Raw genomic sequence first — 14,993 nt, forward strand, 5'->3', positions numbered from 1 at the left:
TCTCAGGACTCGAAGGCCGTCGGCAGGTACTGGTCGACGTTCGCCTTGGTAACGACGGGCGCGTACAGCTGGATGGTGCGCGGCACCTCCACCTCGACGAGGTCGCTCATCGACTTGCCCTGCACCAGGAGCCGGGCGAGCTTGATGCCGTCGGCCGCCTGCGTGGACGGGTAGACGACCGTCGCCTTGAGCACGGAGTCGTCGGCCTTGATGGCCTCCATGACGTTCTTCGAGCCCGCACCGCCGACCATGAAGAACTCGTCGCGGCCCGCGGCCTCGATCGCCGCGAGCACGCCGACGCCCTGGTCGTCGTCGTGGTTCCAGATCGCGTCGAGCTGCGGCGCGGCCTGCAGCAGGTTCGCCGCGGCGGCCTCGCCGCCCTGGACCGTGAAGTCCGCGGCGACCCGGTTGTCGACCTTGAGGCCGCACTCCGCGAGCGCGTCGGCGAAGCCCTGGCTGCGGTCCTGCGTGAGCGGCAGCGAGTCGATGCCGGCGATCTCCGCGACCTTCGCGCCCGCCTTGCCGCCGAGCTGCTCGCAGATGTACCGGCCCGCGCTGATGCCCATGCCGTAGTTGTCGCCGAGCACGGTGGTGCGGGCGGCGGTCGGGTCGTCGAACTCACGGTCGACGTTCACGACGACGATGCCCGCCTGCATGGCCTTGATGGCCACCTCGGTGAGCGCCGCGCCGTCGAACGGCAGCAGGACGATCGCGTCGACCTTGTCGTTGATGAACTGCTCGACCTGGCTGATCTGCAGGTTCACGTCGTTCGTGCCGTCGGCGACCTTGAGGTCGATGTCGTCGTACTGCGCGGCGAGGTCCTTCGCGGACTTCGTGATCGAGCCCATCCAGCCGTGGTCCGCGGCCGGGGCGGAGAAGCCGATGACGACCGTGTCGCCCTTCTCGTCGTTCTCGCCGGCCGCGACCGGAGCGGCCTGCGTGTCGTCGTCGGACTTCGTGGGCTCGTTGGACGTGCAGCCGGTGACGAGCAGCGACGCGGCAGCGAGCGCCCCGGCGGCGGCGAGCCAGCGACGACGGCTCTTGCGTGCGGACATGACGATCCTCCTTGATCGGTGGTGCGCGAGTGACGTGCCGGAGTCGGGACCGGCGGGTGCGGGGGTGTTCTCGTCGTGGCGAGGGGCGGCTACGTGCCGGCCCGGGAACGGTCGGCGAGCCGCTGCTGCAGCAGCACGGCGCCGACGATGATCGCGCCCTTGAACACGGACTGGGCGGAGATCGACAGGTTGTTCTGCGTGAACACGTTGGTCAGCGTCGTGAAGATCAGGACGCCGAAGACGGTGCCGACGATGCTGCCGCGGCCACCCGCCAGGAGCGTGCCGCCGACGACGACGGCCGCGATCGCGTCGAGCTCGTAGAGCATCCCGTTGGTCGAGCTGCCCGCGGTGGTGCGGCCGAGCATCATGACGCCGGCGATGCCCGCGGCCAGGCCGGACAGCGCGAACAGGTACATGGTGTGGCGCTGCACCTTGATGCCCGCGAGGCGGGCCGCCTCGGCGTTGCCGCCGACCGCGACGGTGCGGCGGCCGAACGTCGTCCGGTTGAGCAGCACCCACCCGGCCACCGACACCACGGCGAAGATCCACACGAGCATCGGGATGCCCAGCAAGTCCGCGCGGAAGAAGTCGAGGAAGTCGCGCACCCGGACCACCTGCGTGCGGCGGTTCGCGATGACCTCGGCCAGGCCGCGCGCGGCGACCATCATGGCGAGCGTCGCGATGAACGAGACGACCTTGCCGTACGCGACGAGGATCCCGTTGATCAGCCCCGCGCCGACGCCCACGCCGAGCGCGACGAGCACCATGACGATCCAGTGCGTGTCCTCGGCCATCGTCTGGGTCGCGAGAGTGGACGCCCACACCGACGCGAGCCCGAGCACCGAGCCGACCGACAGGTCGATGCCGCCGCCGGTGATGACGAACGTCATGCCGATCGACAGCACGCCGAGCACCGAGGCGAGGCGCAGGATCGTCAGCAGGTTGTCGACGTTCGCGAACCGGTCGCCGGCGGTGACGACCCCGACGACGCAGATCGCCGCGAGCGCGATGACCAGCCCGAGGTTGCGGCCTGCCGGCCCGTGCAGGAGCCCGGCGCCTCGGCGACGGGCCGGCGCCGGGGGTGCGTCGACGCTGCCCGGGGCGGGCGCGTCGCTGGCGACGTCGTGCTCGCTCATGCGGCACTTCCTTCCATCACGAGGTCGAGCACGCGGTGCTCGTCGATGTCGGCGGCGGGTCCGGAGTGGACCACCCGCCCTTCGGAGACGACGAGCACGCGGTCGGCCAGGCCGAGCACCTCGTCGATCTCGCTCGAGACGACGACCACGGCGGCACCCGCCGCGGTCAGCTCGGCCACGAGCGCGTAGATCTCGGCGCGGGCCCCCACGTCCACGCCGCGCGTGGGCTCGTCGAGGAGCAGGACCTTGCAGCCGTGCACGAGCCAGCGCGCGAGCACGACCTTCTGCTGGTTGCCGCCGGAGAGCGTGCGCGCGTGCCGGGCCACGTCGGCGGGCCGCACCTCGAGCGCCTCGACCTGGGCGCGTGCCTGCTCGCGCTCGGTGGCCTCGTCGAGCAGCCCGCCGCGCGCGGTGCGCGCGAACGTCGAGAGCGTGATGTTGCGGTAGACGGGCTCGTCGAGCAGCAGCCCCTGGCTCTTGCGCTCCTCGGGGCACAGCCCGATCCCGGCGGCGACCGCGTCGGCCACCGAGCCGGTGCGCACGCGCCGCTCGCCGACACGCACGGTCCCGCTCGTCGCGCGACGCGCGCCGAACACCGTCTCGAGGATCTCGGAGCGGCCCGAGCCGACGAGTCCCGCGAGACCGACGACCTCGCCTGCGCGCACCGAGAACGAGACGTCCTCGAACGCGCCCTTCAGGCCGAGGTCAGCGACCTCGAGCACGACGGGCGCGTCGTCGGCCACCGGCTCGCGACGCGGGATCGCGTACTCGACCGTGCGGCCCGTCATGAGGCGGATGAGGTCGGGCGTCGGGGTGGTCGCCGGCAGGCCGGTCGCGACCGTCCGGCCGTCCTTGAGGACGGTGATCCGGTCGCCGATCTGGCGGATCTCCTCGAGGCGGTGCGAGATGTAGACGACGGACACGCCCTGGGCGGTGAGGTCGCGCACGACCCGGAACAGGTTGGCGACCTCCTCGGAGTCGAGGACCGCCGAGGGCTCGTCCATGACGATCACGCGCGCGTCGTGCGACAGGGCGCGCGCCATGCTGACGATCTGCTTGCCCGCGGCGGACAGCCGGCCGACCTCGCGGTGCGGCGGGATCGACGCGTGCCCGAGGCGCGCCATGAGCTCGCGCGTGCGCTGCGCGACCTCGCGGCGCCGGGTGAACCCGCCGCTCGACAGCTCGTGGCCGAGGTAGATGTTCTCGGCGACCGACAGCCCGTCGACGACGTCGAGCTCCTGGTACATGGTCGCGATGCCGAGGCGCAGGCCGCTCACGGGGTCGGCGATGGTGACCGGGCTGCCGTCGATGAGGACCTCTCCGGCGTCCGGCTGGTGCGCGCCCGCGAGCACCTTGATGAGCGTGGACTTGCCCGCGCCGTTCTGGCCGAGCAGGCAGTGCACCTCGCCGCGGCGCACCTCGAGGTCCACGCCGTCGAGGGCGCGGGCGCCCGGGAAATGCTTGACGATGCCGCGCATGGACAGCAGCGGCGCTGTTTCCGTTCGGTCCTCGTTGACCATGCGCCGAACCTAGGGATACTTCTGCTGTTCGTCAAGCAAAAGTTGACGAGCGCGTGGTGTCGTTACAGGATCGCGACCAACAAAAGGGTGGCGCGGGCAACTGGGACGAACAGCGCCGCGACCAGCCGGAACGGGATGGTTCACTGTGCGCATGGCCGAGCCGACGAGAGCCGCGCCGCGACCCGCGGGCGTCGGCGAGCTGTTCCAGCTCCTGCGCGACGGCCGTCCGCGCACGCGCTCCGACCTCGCGACCGTGACCGGTCAGTCCCGCTCGACGATCGCGGCGCGCGTCGACGCGCTGCTCGCCTCGGGCCTCGTCGCACCCGCCGGCGAGGCGACCTCGACCGGGGGCCGCCCGCCCGCGACGTTCGCGTTCAACCCCGCAGCGCGCGTCGTCCTCGCCGTCGACCTGGGCGCGACGCACGCGCGACTCGCCGTCACCGACCTCGCGGGCACCGTCCTCGCCGAGCACGGCGAGGCGATCTCGATCGACGCCGGCCCCGAGCCCGTGCTCACGCGTGTCGTCGAGATCGGCCGCACGCTGCTGACGCAGGCCGGGCGCGTGCCGGGCGACCTCGCGAGCGTCGGCGTCGGGCTGCCCGGACCCGTCGAGCACTCCACAGGACGCCCGATCAACCCGCCGATCATGCCCGGCTGGGACGACGCGGACGTGCCCGGGATCCTGTCCGCGCGGCTCGACGCGCCCGTGCTCGTCGACAACGACGTCAACCTCATGGCGCTCGGCGAGCACACCGCGCGCTGGCGCACCGTGGACCACCTGCTCTACGTCAAGGTCGCCACCGGCATCGGCGCGGGCATCATCCTCGACGGGTCGCTGGCGCGCGGCGCGCAGGGCTCGGCGGGCGACCTCGGGCACATCGCCGTGCCCGGCGGCGTGGACCGGCAGTGCCGCTGCGGCAACACCGGGTGCCTCGAGGCCGTCGCGAGCGGGCCGGCGATCGCCGCCGACCTCACGGCCGCCGGCGTCCCCGCCTCGACCAGCAGCGACGTCGTCGCGCTCGTGCGCTCTGGGAACGTCGAGGCGAACCGCGCCGTGCGCGACGCGGGCCGCAGCATCGGCGGGGTGCTCGCGGCGTGCGTGAGCATGCTCAACCCGTCGGTGATCGTGGTCGGCGGCCAGGTCGCCGGCGCCGGGGAGCACCTCATCGCGGGCATCCGCGAGGTCGTCTACAGCCGCTCGCTGCCGCTCGCGACGCAGCACCTGCGCATCGCGGGGACCCGCACCGGCACCGAGGCGGGCGTGCTCGGCGCGAGCGCGATGGCCGCCGAGCACGTGCTGTCGGCGTCCGCGATCGACACGCTCGTCGGCTGACCACCCCGTCCTGCGCCCCGAGAGCCCGACGGGTCGCGTCGTCCCTCTTGACGCTCCGCTTGCTATTTGCAAGTGTGGCTTCGTCCACGTATGTCCGAAGCCAGGGGAGCCCACGATGACCGGGATGTTCGTCAACCTGCCCGTGACCGACCTCGAGCGCGCCAAGGCGTTCTACGAGGCCCTCGGGTTCACCATCAACCCGCAGTTCACCGACCACAACGCCGCGTGCGTCGTCGTCGAGGAGGGCCACAGCTACTTCATGATCCTGGTCCGCGAGTTCTTCCAGACCTTCACGGACAAGCCCCTCGGCGACCCGCGCGAGGCGCCCTGCAGCGCGACCGCGATCTTCTTCGACTCCCGCGAGGACGTCGACGCGACCGCCGCCGCCGGGCTCGCCGCGGGCGGCACCGAGGACCAGCCCGCGACCGACCTGGGCTTCATGTACCAGCGCCAGCTCACCGACCCCGACGGCAACCTCATCGAGCTCGGCTGGATGGACCCCGTCGCCGCCGCGCAAGGCCCCGAGGCCTACGCCGCCCAGCAGGCCTGAGGCTCCGTGGCTGCACGCGACTACGGGCAGTACTGCGGCCTCACCCGAGCCCTCGAGCTCGTCGGTGAACGCTGGGCGCTGCTCATCGTGCGCGACCTGCTCGTCGGGCCGCGTCGCTACGGCGAGCTCGCCGCGGGCCTGCCCCGCATCCCGAGCAACATCCTGGCGACGCGGCTCAAGGAGCTGCAGGGAGCGGGCATCATCCGACGCGTCCCGCACTCGCGCGTCGTCGTCTACGAGCTCACCGGCTACGGCCGCGAGCTCGAGCCCGTGGTGCTCGCGCTCGGGGCGTGGGGGTTCAAGGCCATGGGCGAGCCGCGCCCCGAGCAGGTCGTCACCCCCGACTCCATGACCATGGCGCTGCGCACCGCGTTCCGCCCCGACGTCGCCGCCGACCTGCCCGCGACGACGTACGGCACCCAGCTCGGCCCCGCCGAGCTGCTCGTCCACGTCGACGGCCCCCGGCTCGACGTCGTGCGGGCCGATGGCGACCTCACCGCCGCCGACCTCGCGTTCTCCGCCGGCCCGCAGATCCGCCACCTCATCTCCGGCGAGCTCACCCCCGACCACGCCCTGGCGACAGGCGTCGTCCAGGTCCTCTCGGGCCCCGAGACCCTCCTGACCCGCTTCGCCACCACCTTCCACCTGGCCGCCTGACCGCCTGACCGCATACCCCCCGCCGAGTGCGCACGTCCCGCACAGAGCGCGCACGTCCGCCACTCGCCGAGCTCAACTGGCTGGGCCCACTCCTCGGCAGCCGACGCCAGGGAACGCACGAGCCAGCCGAGCACTGCAGAGTCCTCTTCTGCGAGGACCTGGTCGGGCTCCGTGATCGTGACGACGTACCCCTCGCCCGCCGGCAGGCTCTCGAGCTCGGCGATGCATTCACTGAACGCGTCCTCGTTCTCTCCGAAGTAGAGCGGGAACTGCATCGCCGCGGCGAACTCGTCGAACACGCCGCCGAGCGTCCGCATCTTGCGGCCGCGGACCACCCGTGCGGTCAAGCCGGACTCGACCCAGCCCATCACGGCGGACCCGATCGACTGAGGGTCAGGCTCCGGAGATCGTCTGCGGTGTTTGCGGCAACTACGTCGCCCGGAGCGGACGCGGACCTCCCCCACGACGCCGCTCCCGACCCCGGCGGTGAACCCCGCCCGACCGCCGCCACACTGTCCGGCGACGACAACAGCGCAGGGCCGTCGTAGGCGTACGCGGCGGCGTCGTAGGCGAACCCCGACGGTGTGGCCGTAGCGGGCGACGCTGCGAGAAGGACGAGCCCGAGCGCTGAGATCGCGCCGATGATCAAGGCGCGCCACGTAGAGCGCGCGGACCGACATAGAACTGACGATCATGCTTCCACCGTCCGCCAGCGCTCAGCGAAACGGGGCGGGAACATGTCCCAGCTGGGCGCCAAGGTCCCAGCCGGCCGGGCGCTCGTCGGGGCTTGCCCACTCTGCACCGCTCGTGACCCACGCCTCTCGGAATCGCCGTGCACCCGCAGGCGTCGCGTCCTGGTATCCGAACTCGACTCCACAGCATGGGCAGTAGTCGTAGAGGGGCGTGGTGCCGTCGGGCCCCCACGGCGGCTCACGGAGTTCGAGCCCGCACACGCGACAGCGCATGAAGTCGTCACTGGGCATTGAAGTAGTCCAGGTTGGTCGGGTACCCGTGCTGAGCCGGGTCGGGGCGGAAGTAGGTCCGAGGCGCGCCCGAGGAGTCCATCACGCCGAACGTGTTGGAGCCCGGGTTGTAGCGCACGACATCGCCGTTCGTGCGAAGCCGCGTAAGCGTGCCCGACGGTGGCGACCGCAGGAAACTCTGAGCGTCGGCGACGTACTCGAGGGAGTTGTTGATCCCAGGGAAGTCCGCGCCGTGGTCGTTGAAGTGTCGGAGCGCGTTTGCCGGAGCGGAGTCGCTCTTCCCGGCGGTCCAAAGCGGGGAGCTGATCCGCTCGGACGTAGTCCCAGTGTTGGCGGCGACGTCGCAGTTGTGGACGAGGATAGGGGTGCTCGAGGCCGGTGGGCCGCGGGCCGGGTCGGTGGTGGTCGGGGTGCTGGCGAGCACGAAGTAGGTGTGCAGGTCGGAGACCGTCAGCGTGTACGCCGGGGCCAGCAGTGGCTCGTCGTCCACGACCGCGTCGACCGTGGCCGTGCGACCGTCGGACGTGAGCACCAGCTCACCAGGGCTCAGGTGGTCGGCACGCTCGTAGCGCTGGTCGCTCACCGACCAGAACGGGTGGTCCTCGGTGGTGCGCAGCTGCGCACCGTCGATCACCAGCACGATCAGCGCGTCCTGATGCTCGTGGACCGCCTCGACCTGCTCCCCGCGCTGCTTGCCGGCCTGCGGGTCTGCGGCCATGACCTCGTCGCCGACCTTCAGCTCGTCGATCCGCACGCTCGCCCCACTGGCCAGCAGCACACGCGTGTCACCCGAGAACGACAACCGGCACGCGGCACCCTCCGGCACCCTCGGCGACGAGCCCGACGGCTTCGCCTTCGCCGCCGACCCCGCCTTGGCCGCACCTCGCGCAGCAGGCGCCGCCGCCGACGACGTCTTCGCCGACACGCTCTTGACCGCCGACGACAACGACGAGCCCAGACGCCTCGCAGCAGGGGCGGCGAACTTCGCCGCTGCCTTGCCCAGGCCCGCGCCCAGCAGACCCGACGCGCCACCGACGACCGAGTCGAAGGCGGCGACCACGTCGTCGTCCTTGAGCTCCTTGAGCACCGACATCGACGTGAACCGCCAGAACATGCGGGAAGAGAAGTCCCCGGTGCAGCTCGCGTCGTCGGCGGGCCGGCAGCGACCGACGCCCTCGGAGGCGGACGTCCGGTGCAGCGGCGGGAACGACGACCGCAGCACCGTCCAGTCGTTGCGGACGATCCCGGAGATCGGCGGGTCGATCACGACGGGCCACGTGGTCGATGCGTCCTCGAGCATGGCTTGGTCGGCGGCGAGGAAGGCGGTGCCGCGCTCCGTGGCCGTGGCGTGCAGCTCGGCGCGGGAGTCCCCCGGCGCGGGCGACAGCACCGCACCTTCGTGACCCTCGTCGTCGCTCGTCGGACGGGCGGTGCCGTCTGCGAGCGCGAGGCCCGAGTACTCGAGCGCGCCGGGCTCTCCGGCCCCGGCGCTGTCCCACTGGTACGCAGCCCCGCCTGCGAGCACGGTCGCGCCGGTGCCGTCCACCACGGTGAACCCCACGTCCGCGGGATGCACCGACAGACCGTCTTCGGCGACGACCTCGAAGCCCAGTCCGTCCGCGCCCGCCGCGGCGCGCACCTGCTCGTAGGCCTCGCGGTCCCGCAGCTCGATCGCGGGCGTCACGCCCGAGCCGTCCGCGTGCACCTCGACCGTGAGGACCGCCCCGTCGACCGGCTGCCCGGTCGCCGCGAGGAGCGGATACACGACGTGCGTGCCGTCGACGCGCGGGGCACCCAAACTCACAGGAACCGTGAGCGCGACATCGCCCGCCTCGGTCTCGAACGTCACCGCGCGGCCGCGACTGGCGCGCGAGAACGTGATGGGCGTGACCGGGGCGGCCACGCGCAGCACGCCCGTGCCCGGGGCGACGACGACGCGCGGATCGACCGGCTCCCACGCCCCGTTCACGTCCGTCCGGACCGCCCCGGCAGTCACCTCCTGGCGCAGTGTGCCACGAGGGGTCGCGACGAGGGCCGTCCACGGGTCGAGCGCACCCGTCACGACGACGTCGTCGTCGCACCCGTGGGCCGCGGCGACAGCCTCGGCCACCGTCGGCGCCTCACCCGCGGCGCACCGCTGCGCCTCGATGCTCGGCTCGCGGGACGCGGCGACGACACCGACCGCCACTCCCCCCGCGAGAGCGGCCGCGACGATCGCACCCGTGACGCGACGCCCCGGCGCCCGCTTCGCTGCCCCTATGCCACCCCGTCCCAGGCAGAGCAGGAGACAGCCGCGGCAGCCCCCTGCTGGTCGTGCCGTCTCAGGCGGCACCCGCGTCGTAGTCGGGCCCCATCGAGGGCGCGAGGGGACACTAGTGGTCATACGGGTCGCTACCGGTACGAACGGCTCGACGTTCACGTGAACGGACGACCGAGATGACCGACGCAGCCCCGGACGCGACGACCACGTCGTGCCGGACGAGTCGGCCCCACCGGTCTGTGGGTGGAGAAACGCTCGTCTGGCGAGCGCTTCTCCACCCACGAGCACCGCGCTCTCGTCGGACGCGGGCTGGGCCTTGCGGGGCGGGTCAGGCGTGGGCGGCGTCCGGGCGGGGGTGGAGGCGGCGGGCCAGCGCGGAGCGCGGGGGGCGGGCCGTCGGCAGGCGGGAGGAGCAGACCGCGGAGCGGTCGGCGGCGGCGCGGGCGGTCTCGCGGAGGCGGATCGCGCGGGCCGCGGACTGGTGTGCGAGGAACGCCTGCGCGACCCCGACGAGCGCGGCGTGCCGGTGGAAGCCGTCCTCGGACCGCCCGCGGTAGTCGTCGAGACCCAGGGAGCCGCTGGTCGGCTCGGCGCTGGCCGGGGCGCGGTCGAGCCAGCTGGCGAGGTGCTGCGCGAGGTCCGTGTCGGCGGGCCCGCCCGCGACGAGCCAGAGCTGCTGCGGCCACGGCCGCCGCGGGTCGCCGAGGCACACGAGCTCGGCGAGCAGGGGCGGCAGCCCGCGAGCGCCCACGCCACCCGTGCGCTCGGGGACCTGGACGCCGATGCGCGCGACGGCCAGGCGGCCGGGCGCGACGGACACGGCCGTCCCGCTCGCTCGCCGCAGGTCCCGCGTCCACGCCGCGACCTGCTGCGCGGGCATCCACGCCCCGGCGGCGGGCGCGCAACGCGCGTCCGTGACCTGAACGGCCTGCCCTGCGCCGATCCGCAGGGCCACCGGGGCGCCGGGGACGGCGGCCTCGAGGCCGCGCAGCATCGAGGAGACGGAGATCCCGCGCGCGTCGGCGACGAGCGGGACACCGCCGCGGCCGGCGCCGACCGCGTCGCGGTAGGCCTCGACGACGACCGCCTCCGGCACCCGCGCGGACGTGCGGCCGGTGCGCGGGTCCTCGTGCAGCCACCAGGACAGCGGGAGGGCCGTGCCGTCGGTCGCGACCCACAGCCCGTAGGTGCGGCGCGGCTGCGGCACGTCGCCGCTGCCGCGGCGGGCGGGGCGGGCGGGCGTGTCCCGGTGCCGCACGACGAACGCCCGCGGGCTGCTCGTCGGCACCACGTGCTGCGCCAGCGCGCGGCGCACGGTCCGCCACGGCCACGTGGACTCGCTGACGAAGTGGTGCAGGCTCTGCTCGTTGACGTCGGCCCCGGCGGCCGCGGCGATGTTGCGCAGCGACTTGCGGCCGCTCGCGCGCAGCAGCCCGGCGACGTATGCGGCTGCCTTGCGCTGCTGGTCGCGGCGCGGCAGCGCACCGAACACGCTGGCGCAGAACTCCTCGAAGTCCGGTCTGCCGATCAGCTGGGCCGAGACGTGCGATGTCGTGGAAGTCATGACTGCCCCCTGCAGCTCGCCGGGCGGGTGCCCGGCACCGTCGTCCCGTCACGTGGGTCTCACGCACGGGTCCTTGCTCACGTCGTGGCGACCGCCAGGCCACGCTCGACGACCTCGTCGTTCAGCTCCCGGAAGTCGAGCGGCGGCAGCTCGGTGATCAGGTCGACGATCGGGTCCCGGTACTTGCCCGCCATGTAGCGGTAGTTCGCGATGGCGCCTTCCTCGCGCTCGGCGTAGCTCTTCGGGTGCGGCAGGTGCAGCGCGGTGGCCGCGCGCGCGAGCGCGAACGTCGCACCGTCCTGGAACAGCCGGTACGCGAGGTCGATGTCCTCACCGCCCCAGGTCCGGAACGCCTCGTCGAACATCCCGACGCGCCGCAGCTGCTCCGTCGACGCGGACACGTTGCACGTCCAGTACAGGACCCACGGCGCCGGCAGGCCCGCGAGCGCGTCGTCGTAGCGGGCGTAGGAGCGCTCCCGCATGTCGGGCCACACGCCCCGGGCGACGAAGTCCGCGAGCGTCGCGTCGAGGTCCGCGAGGTCGGTCTCGGCGCGCAGCTGCTCCGCGTCGTCGTCGTCCTGCTCGAAGCCGTGGACGTACCCGATCACGGCCGCGGGCCCGTCGGTGCGCTCGTGCGCCTCGAGGTGCGCCCGCACGGCCCCGCTGGTCAGCACCACCCCGCAGTCGACGAACACGCAGATGCCACCGGCGGCGGCGGTGATGCCCGCGTTGCGGGCCGCCGCGACGCGGTAGCCGTCGTCCTCCTGGTAGAGGTAGCGCATCCGCAGCCGGGTCGCGAAGTCGGCCACGACGTCCGGCGTGCCGTCGGTCGACCCGTCGTCGCAGACGGCGACCTCGAACCGGTCCGCCGCCAGGTCCTGCGCGACGAGCGACGTGAGGGTCGCCGCGAGCAGGTCGGCGCGGTTGTAGGTCGGGACGACGACGGTGGCCGTCAGCGGGTGGTCGGTGCGCACGGCGGCCTCCGGTGTCAGTGGGTGGTCGAGGTCAGGGCGGGCTCGGCGGGGCGCGGCGCCGGTCCCGAGCCGCGGCGGGCGACCAGCAGCGGCTCGGCCAGCACGACGACGAGCGCCAGGGTCACGAGCCCGGCCCCCATGAGGGGCACGAGGTGCGGGCCGCCCGCGGCCAGGACGCGGCCGCCGAGGAACGCGCCCGCGGCGATGCCGATGTTGAACGCGGTGCTCACCGCAGCCATCGCGATGTCGGTGTTCCCCGGTGCGACCTGCAGGCCGCGGTGCATGAGCGTCGCCGCGAGCGCACCGAAGCACGCCCCGGTGAGCGCCACGCACGCGACGACGACCGCGGGCCGGTGCCCGAACGCCCACAGCCCGGCGTGCGCGACGGCGAGCCCGATGAGCACGACGACCCGGCACGCCCGCGCGTGCGAGTCGAGGAACCGGCCGACGACCGTCGTGCCCACCACCCCGGCACCGCCCGAGACCGCGAGGACCAGGCTCAGCGACTTCTCGGCGAAGCCGGCGTGGTCGAGCACGTACGGCGCGATGTAGGTGAGGACGGCCATGCCGCCCGCGACGGCGAGGCACGTCGTGACGAGCAGCACGACGAACCGCGAGACGCTGGGCGTCAGCCCGCGCGCCGCACCACCCTCCTCGGGCGCGTAGCGCGGCACGAGCGCGAGCACGGCGACCGCGAGGACGACGCTGACGGCGCCGATCGCCGCGAACGGGACCCGCCAGTCGAGCTGCTGCCCGAGCCACGTCCCGAGCGGGACGCCGAGCACGGGGCCGAGCGCGCTGCCGATCGACAGCCGCGCGACCATGCGCCCACGGACCTCGGGCGGGAACAGCCCGGTCGCGGCCGCGGCGGCGATCGACCAGAACAGGGCGTGGCTGACGCCCGCGAGCACACGGGCCGCGGCGAGCACGCCGAACGACGGGGCGAGCGCCGCGAGCAGGGACGCGGTGGCGAACACGACCAGCGTGACCGTGAGCAGCCCGCGCCGGGGAACGCGGGCGGTCACGCGGGTCAGCGGCAGCGAGAACAGCACGACGACGACCGCGTACACCGTGACGAGCTGGCCGGTCGTCGACTGCTCCACGCCGAGCGAGTCGGAGATCATGGTCAGCAGGCCGCTGGGCAGCGTCTCCGACGTCACGAAGCAGAACGCGCCGGCGGCGAGCACCGTCAGGGCGAGCACCGCGCGTCGCGGTGAGGTCAGGGGCGCCGGCGGCGCGGCGGCACTCGGGGAGGACATGACGGCTCCTTGGTCGGTGGTGGGGTGACGGTCGCGTCAGGCGACCACGGGCGTGCGGCGCGCCTCGCGCAGCGCCGCCGCCCACCACACGAGCTGGTCGAACATCGACTTGGCGGCACCCTCGTAGCGGGCGCCCTCGACGAGCCGGCCCTCGTCGTCGAACCGGTCCCAGACGCCGGAGAACACGACCTGCTTGCGGATCGTGTGGACCTGGAGCTCGGTGAACACCTGCCGCAGCTGCTCGACGCTGCGCGACCCGCCCGCGGACCCGCCGTAGGAGACGAAGCCGAGCGCCTTGCCCGCCCACTCCTCGAGCACGGTGTCGACGACGATCTTCAGGTACCCCGGGTAGCCGTGGTTGTACTCGGGCGTGACGACGACGAACGCGTCGGCCGCGCCGATGCGGGCGCGCAGCGCCTCGGTGTCCCCCGAGCCGTCGAGCGTCACGGGCACGTGCACGTCGACGAGGTCGAGCACGTCGACCTCGAACCCGCCGTGCGCCTCGAGCTGCTCGCGCACCCACCCGGCGACGACCGGGCCGAACCGCTGCTCGCGCACGCTCGCGACGACGAGGGCGACCTTGAGCTGACTGGACATGCGACTTCCCCCTGGTGCTCCTGCTGGTTCGGTACGGCTACCCCTGCGGGGCGGGCCCTGTGCTGGTCCGGACGACGAGATCGGTCGGCAGCGTCACGCGCGCGGCCTCGACGAGCGGGTCGACGAGCATGCGGGCCATGAGGCGGCCCTTGTCCTGGACCGGCTGACGCACGGTCGTGAGGCCGAGCCCGGCCGCGCGCGGCACGTCGTCGAAGCCCGTGACGGAGACGTCCCGACCGGCGACGAGGCCCCGCTCACGCAGCTCGTCGAGCACGCCGAGGGCGAGCACGTCGGTGGTCGCGACGATCGCGGTCGGGGCGAGCGGGAGCCCGAGCGCGAGCGCGGCCGCGGCGCGGCCGGCCGCGGGCGTGTTCTGGCCCGCGGAGACCGTGGCGACCTGCGCGCCGGCGCCCAGACCGACCTCGGCGCCGCGCGCCCGCAGCCGCGCGTACGGGAAGATCCGCGGGTCGTCGGGGTCGGCGAGCGCGACGTCGTCGTCGTCCATGCTGTCCGCGACGACGACGACGCGCCGGTGCCCGAGGCCGCGCAGGTGCGCCCCGACGACGACCGCGGCGTCGTGGTCGTCGACGAGCACGCACGGCCCGTCGCCGTCGACGGTCCCGACGACCGGGACGCCGCGCTCGGCGAGGACGCGCAGCACCGGGTGCGTGGGGTCGACGCCGTCGGCGATCACGCCGTCCAGCGCGGCCTGGCGCACGGACTGCAGCAGCCGCAGCTCCTCGTCGCGCGAGTAGGTGCGCGACACGACGTGCGGACCGACGGGCATGAGCAGCACGTTGGTCGCCTGCTCGCTCGCGACCTGCGCGATGCCGGTGAGCAGGTCGAGGCAGTACGGGTCGCTGAACGCGTACGTGAGGTCCTGCGCGAACAGCACGCCGACCGACCCGGTGCGGCGGCTGCGCAGCGAGCTCGCGATCGGGTTGGGACCCGGGTAGCCGAGGCGGTCGGCGGCGTCGAGCACGCGCTCGCGCACCGCGGGGGTCATCTGCTCGGGCCGACGGTAGGCGTTCGACACCGTCGACGGCGAGACCCCGGCCGCGGCGGCGACGGTCTTGATGCTGGGACGCTCGCCCACCGTGACCTC

12 protein-coding genes and 1 pseudogene are annotated in these 14,993 nt (G+C 73.4%); 3 read left to right on the top strand and 10 right to left on the bottom strand.

Annotated elements, in window-relative coordinates:
• Positions 1-2: 2 nt before the first annotated feature.
• From CBP52_RS11945 to CBP52_RS11955, 3 genes are all read right to left on the bottom strand, one after another.
• Positions 3-1,055 carry a substrate-binding domain-containing protein gene (locus CBP52_RS11945; protein ID WP_094181132.1) on the bottom strand — a complete coding sequence of 351 codons (1,053 nt, stop codon included), beginning with the start codon at positions 1,053-1,055 and terminating at the stop codon, positions 3-5.
• A gap of 89 nt (positions 1,056-1,144) precedes the next feature.
• Positions 1,145-2,191: an ABC transporter permease gene (locus CBP52_RS11950; RefSeq protein WP_094181133.1), complete on the bottom strand. Its 1,047-nt coding sequence runs from the start codon at positions 2,189-2,191 to the stop codon at positions 1,145-1,147.
• Complete coding sequence (locus CBP52_RS11955) at positions 2,188-3,711, bottom strand: sugar ABC transporter ATP-binding protein (RefSeq protein WP_198303442.1); 1,524 nt, start codon at positions 3,709-3,711, stop codon at positions 2,188-2,190. Before CBP52_RS11955 ends, CBP52_RS11950 begins: the two co-directional genes overlap by 4 nt.
• 151 nt (positions 3,712-3,862) lie before the next feature.
• Here CBP52_RS11955 and CBP52_RS11960 point away from each other — a divergent pair, with 151 nt between their 5' ends.
• The 3 genes from CBP52_RS11960 (at position 3,863) to CBP52_RS11970 (ending at position 6,251) form a co-directional block, all read left to right on the top strand.
• Positions 3,863-5,044, top strand: a complete 1,182-nt coding sequence (locus CBP52_RS11960) for an ROK family transcriptional regulator (RefSeq protein WP_094181134.1) — start codon at positions 3,863-3,865, stop codon at positions 5,042-5,044.
• A gap of 115 nt (positions 5,045-5,159) precedes the next feature.
• Positions 5,160-5,594 carry a VOC family protein gene (locus tag CBP52_RS11965; protein ID WP_094181135.1) on the top strand — a complete coding sequence of 145 codons (435 nt, stop codon included), beginning with the start codon at positions 5,160-5,162 and terminating at the stop codon, positions 5,592-5,594.
• A gap of 6 nt (positions 5,595-5,600) precedes the next feature.
• Positions 5,601-6,251, top strand: a complete 651-nt coding sequence (locus CBP52_RS11970; RefSeq protein ID WP_094181136.1) for a helix-turn-helix domain-containing protein — start codon at positions 5,601-5,603, stop codon at positions 6,249-6,251.
• Positions 6,252-6,343: 92 nt separating this feature from the next.
• On the opposite strand, the pseudogene CBP52_RS18740 reads toward CBP52_RS11970, so the two are convergent.
• The 7 genes and pseudogenes from CBP52_RS18740 to CBP52_RS12010 form a co-directional block, all read right to left on the bottom strand.
• Positions 6,344-6,946: pseudogene (locus tag CBP52_RS18740) on the bottom strand (barstar family protein); the annotation flags it as partial.
• Positions 6,947-7,223: 277 nt separating this feature from the next.
• Positions 7,224-9,344, bottom strand: coding sequence for a polymorphic toxin-type HINT domain-containing protein (locus CBP52_RS11985; RefSeq protein ID WP_157732596.1), 2,121 nt, complete (start codon positions 9,342-9,344; stop codon positions 7,224-7,226).
• A gap of 478 nt (positions 9,345-9,822) precedes the next feature.
• Positions 9,823-11,058, bottom strand: a complete 1,236-nt coding sequence (locus CBP52_RS11990; RefSeq protein WP_094181139.1) for a transposase — start codon at positions 11,056-11,058, stop codon at positions 9,823-9,825.
• 77 nt (positions 11,059-11,135) lie between these two features.
• Positions 11,136-12,032 (bottom strand): glycosyltransferase, encoded by an 897-nt coding sequence (locus CBP52_RS11995; protein WP_198303443.1) that lies wholly within the window; start codon positions 12,030-12,032, stop codon positions 11,136-11,138.
• Positions 12,033-12,046: 14 nt separating this feature from the next.
• Entirely contained in the window at positions 12,047-13,291 is a 1,245-nt protein-coding gene (locus tag CBP52_RS12000; protein ID WP_094181140.1) for an MFS transporter, read from the bottom strand.
• Between the two features lie 36 nt (positions 13,292-13,327).
• On the bottom strand, positions 13,328-13,888 hold the full coding sequence (locus CBP52_RS12005) for an NADPH-dependent FMN reductase (protein WP_094181141.1): 561 nt from the start codon (positions 13,886-13,888) through the stop codon (positions 13,328-13,330).
• 37 nt (positions 13,889-13,925) lie between these two features.
• The gene (locus CBP52_RS12010; RefSeq protein WP_198303444.1) at positions 13,926-14,984 is read right to left on the bottom strand and encodes a LacI family DNA-binding transcriptional regulator; all 1,059 of its coding nucleotides are present in this window, start codon (positions 14,982-14,984) and stop codon (positions 13,926-13,928) included.
• Positions 14,985-14,993 lie beyond the last annotated feature (9 nt).

Source organism: Cellulomonas sp. PSBB021, from assembly GCF_002240455.1.
In the GTDB taxonomy this organism is placed as follows: domain Bacteria; phylum Actinomycetota; class Actinomycetes; order Actinomycetales; family Cellulomonadaceae; genus Cellulomonas; species Cellulomonas uda.

Bases quoted from the DNA above. Each gene is read 5' to 3' on its own strand.
- CBP52_RS11945 (WP_094181132.1), bottom strand. From the start codon at position 1,055: ATGTCCGCACGCAAGAGCCGTCGTCGCTGGCTCGCCGCCGCCGGGGCG.
- CBP52_RS11950 (WP_094181133.1), bottom strand. From the start codon at position 2,191: ATGAGCGAGCACGACGTCGCCAGCGACGCGCCCGCCCCGGGCAGCGTC.
- CBP52_RS11955 (WP_198303442.1), bottom strand. From the start codon at position 3,711: ATGGTCAACGAGGACCGAACGGAAACAGCGCCGCTGCTGTCCATGCGC.
- CBP52_RS11960 (WP_094181134.1), top strand. From the start codon at position 3,863: ATGGCCGAGCCGACGAGAGCCGCGCCGCGACCCGCGGGCGTCGGCGAG.
- CBP52_RS11965 (WP_094181135.1), top strand. From the start codon at position 5,160: ATGACCGGGATGTTCGTCAACCTGCCCGTGACCGACCTCGAGCGCGCC.
- CBP52_RS11990 (WP_094181139.1), bottom strand. From the start codon at position 11,058: ATGACTTCCACGACATCGCACGTCTCGGCCCAGCTGATCGGCAGACCG.
- CBP52_RS12000 (WP_094181140.1), bottom strand. From the start codon at position 13,291: ATGTCCTCCCCGAGTGCCGCCGCGCCGCCGGCGCCCCTGACCTCACCG.
- CBP52_RS12005 (WP_094181141.1), bottom strand. From the start codon at position 13,888: ATGTCCAGTCAGCTCAAGGTCGCCCTCGTCGTCGCGAGCGTGCGCGAG.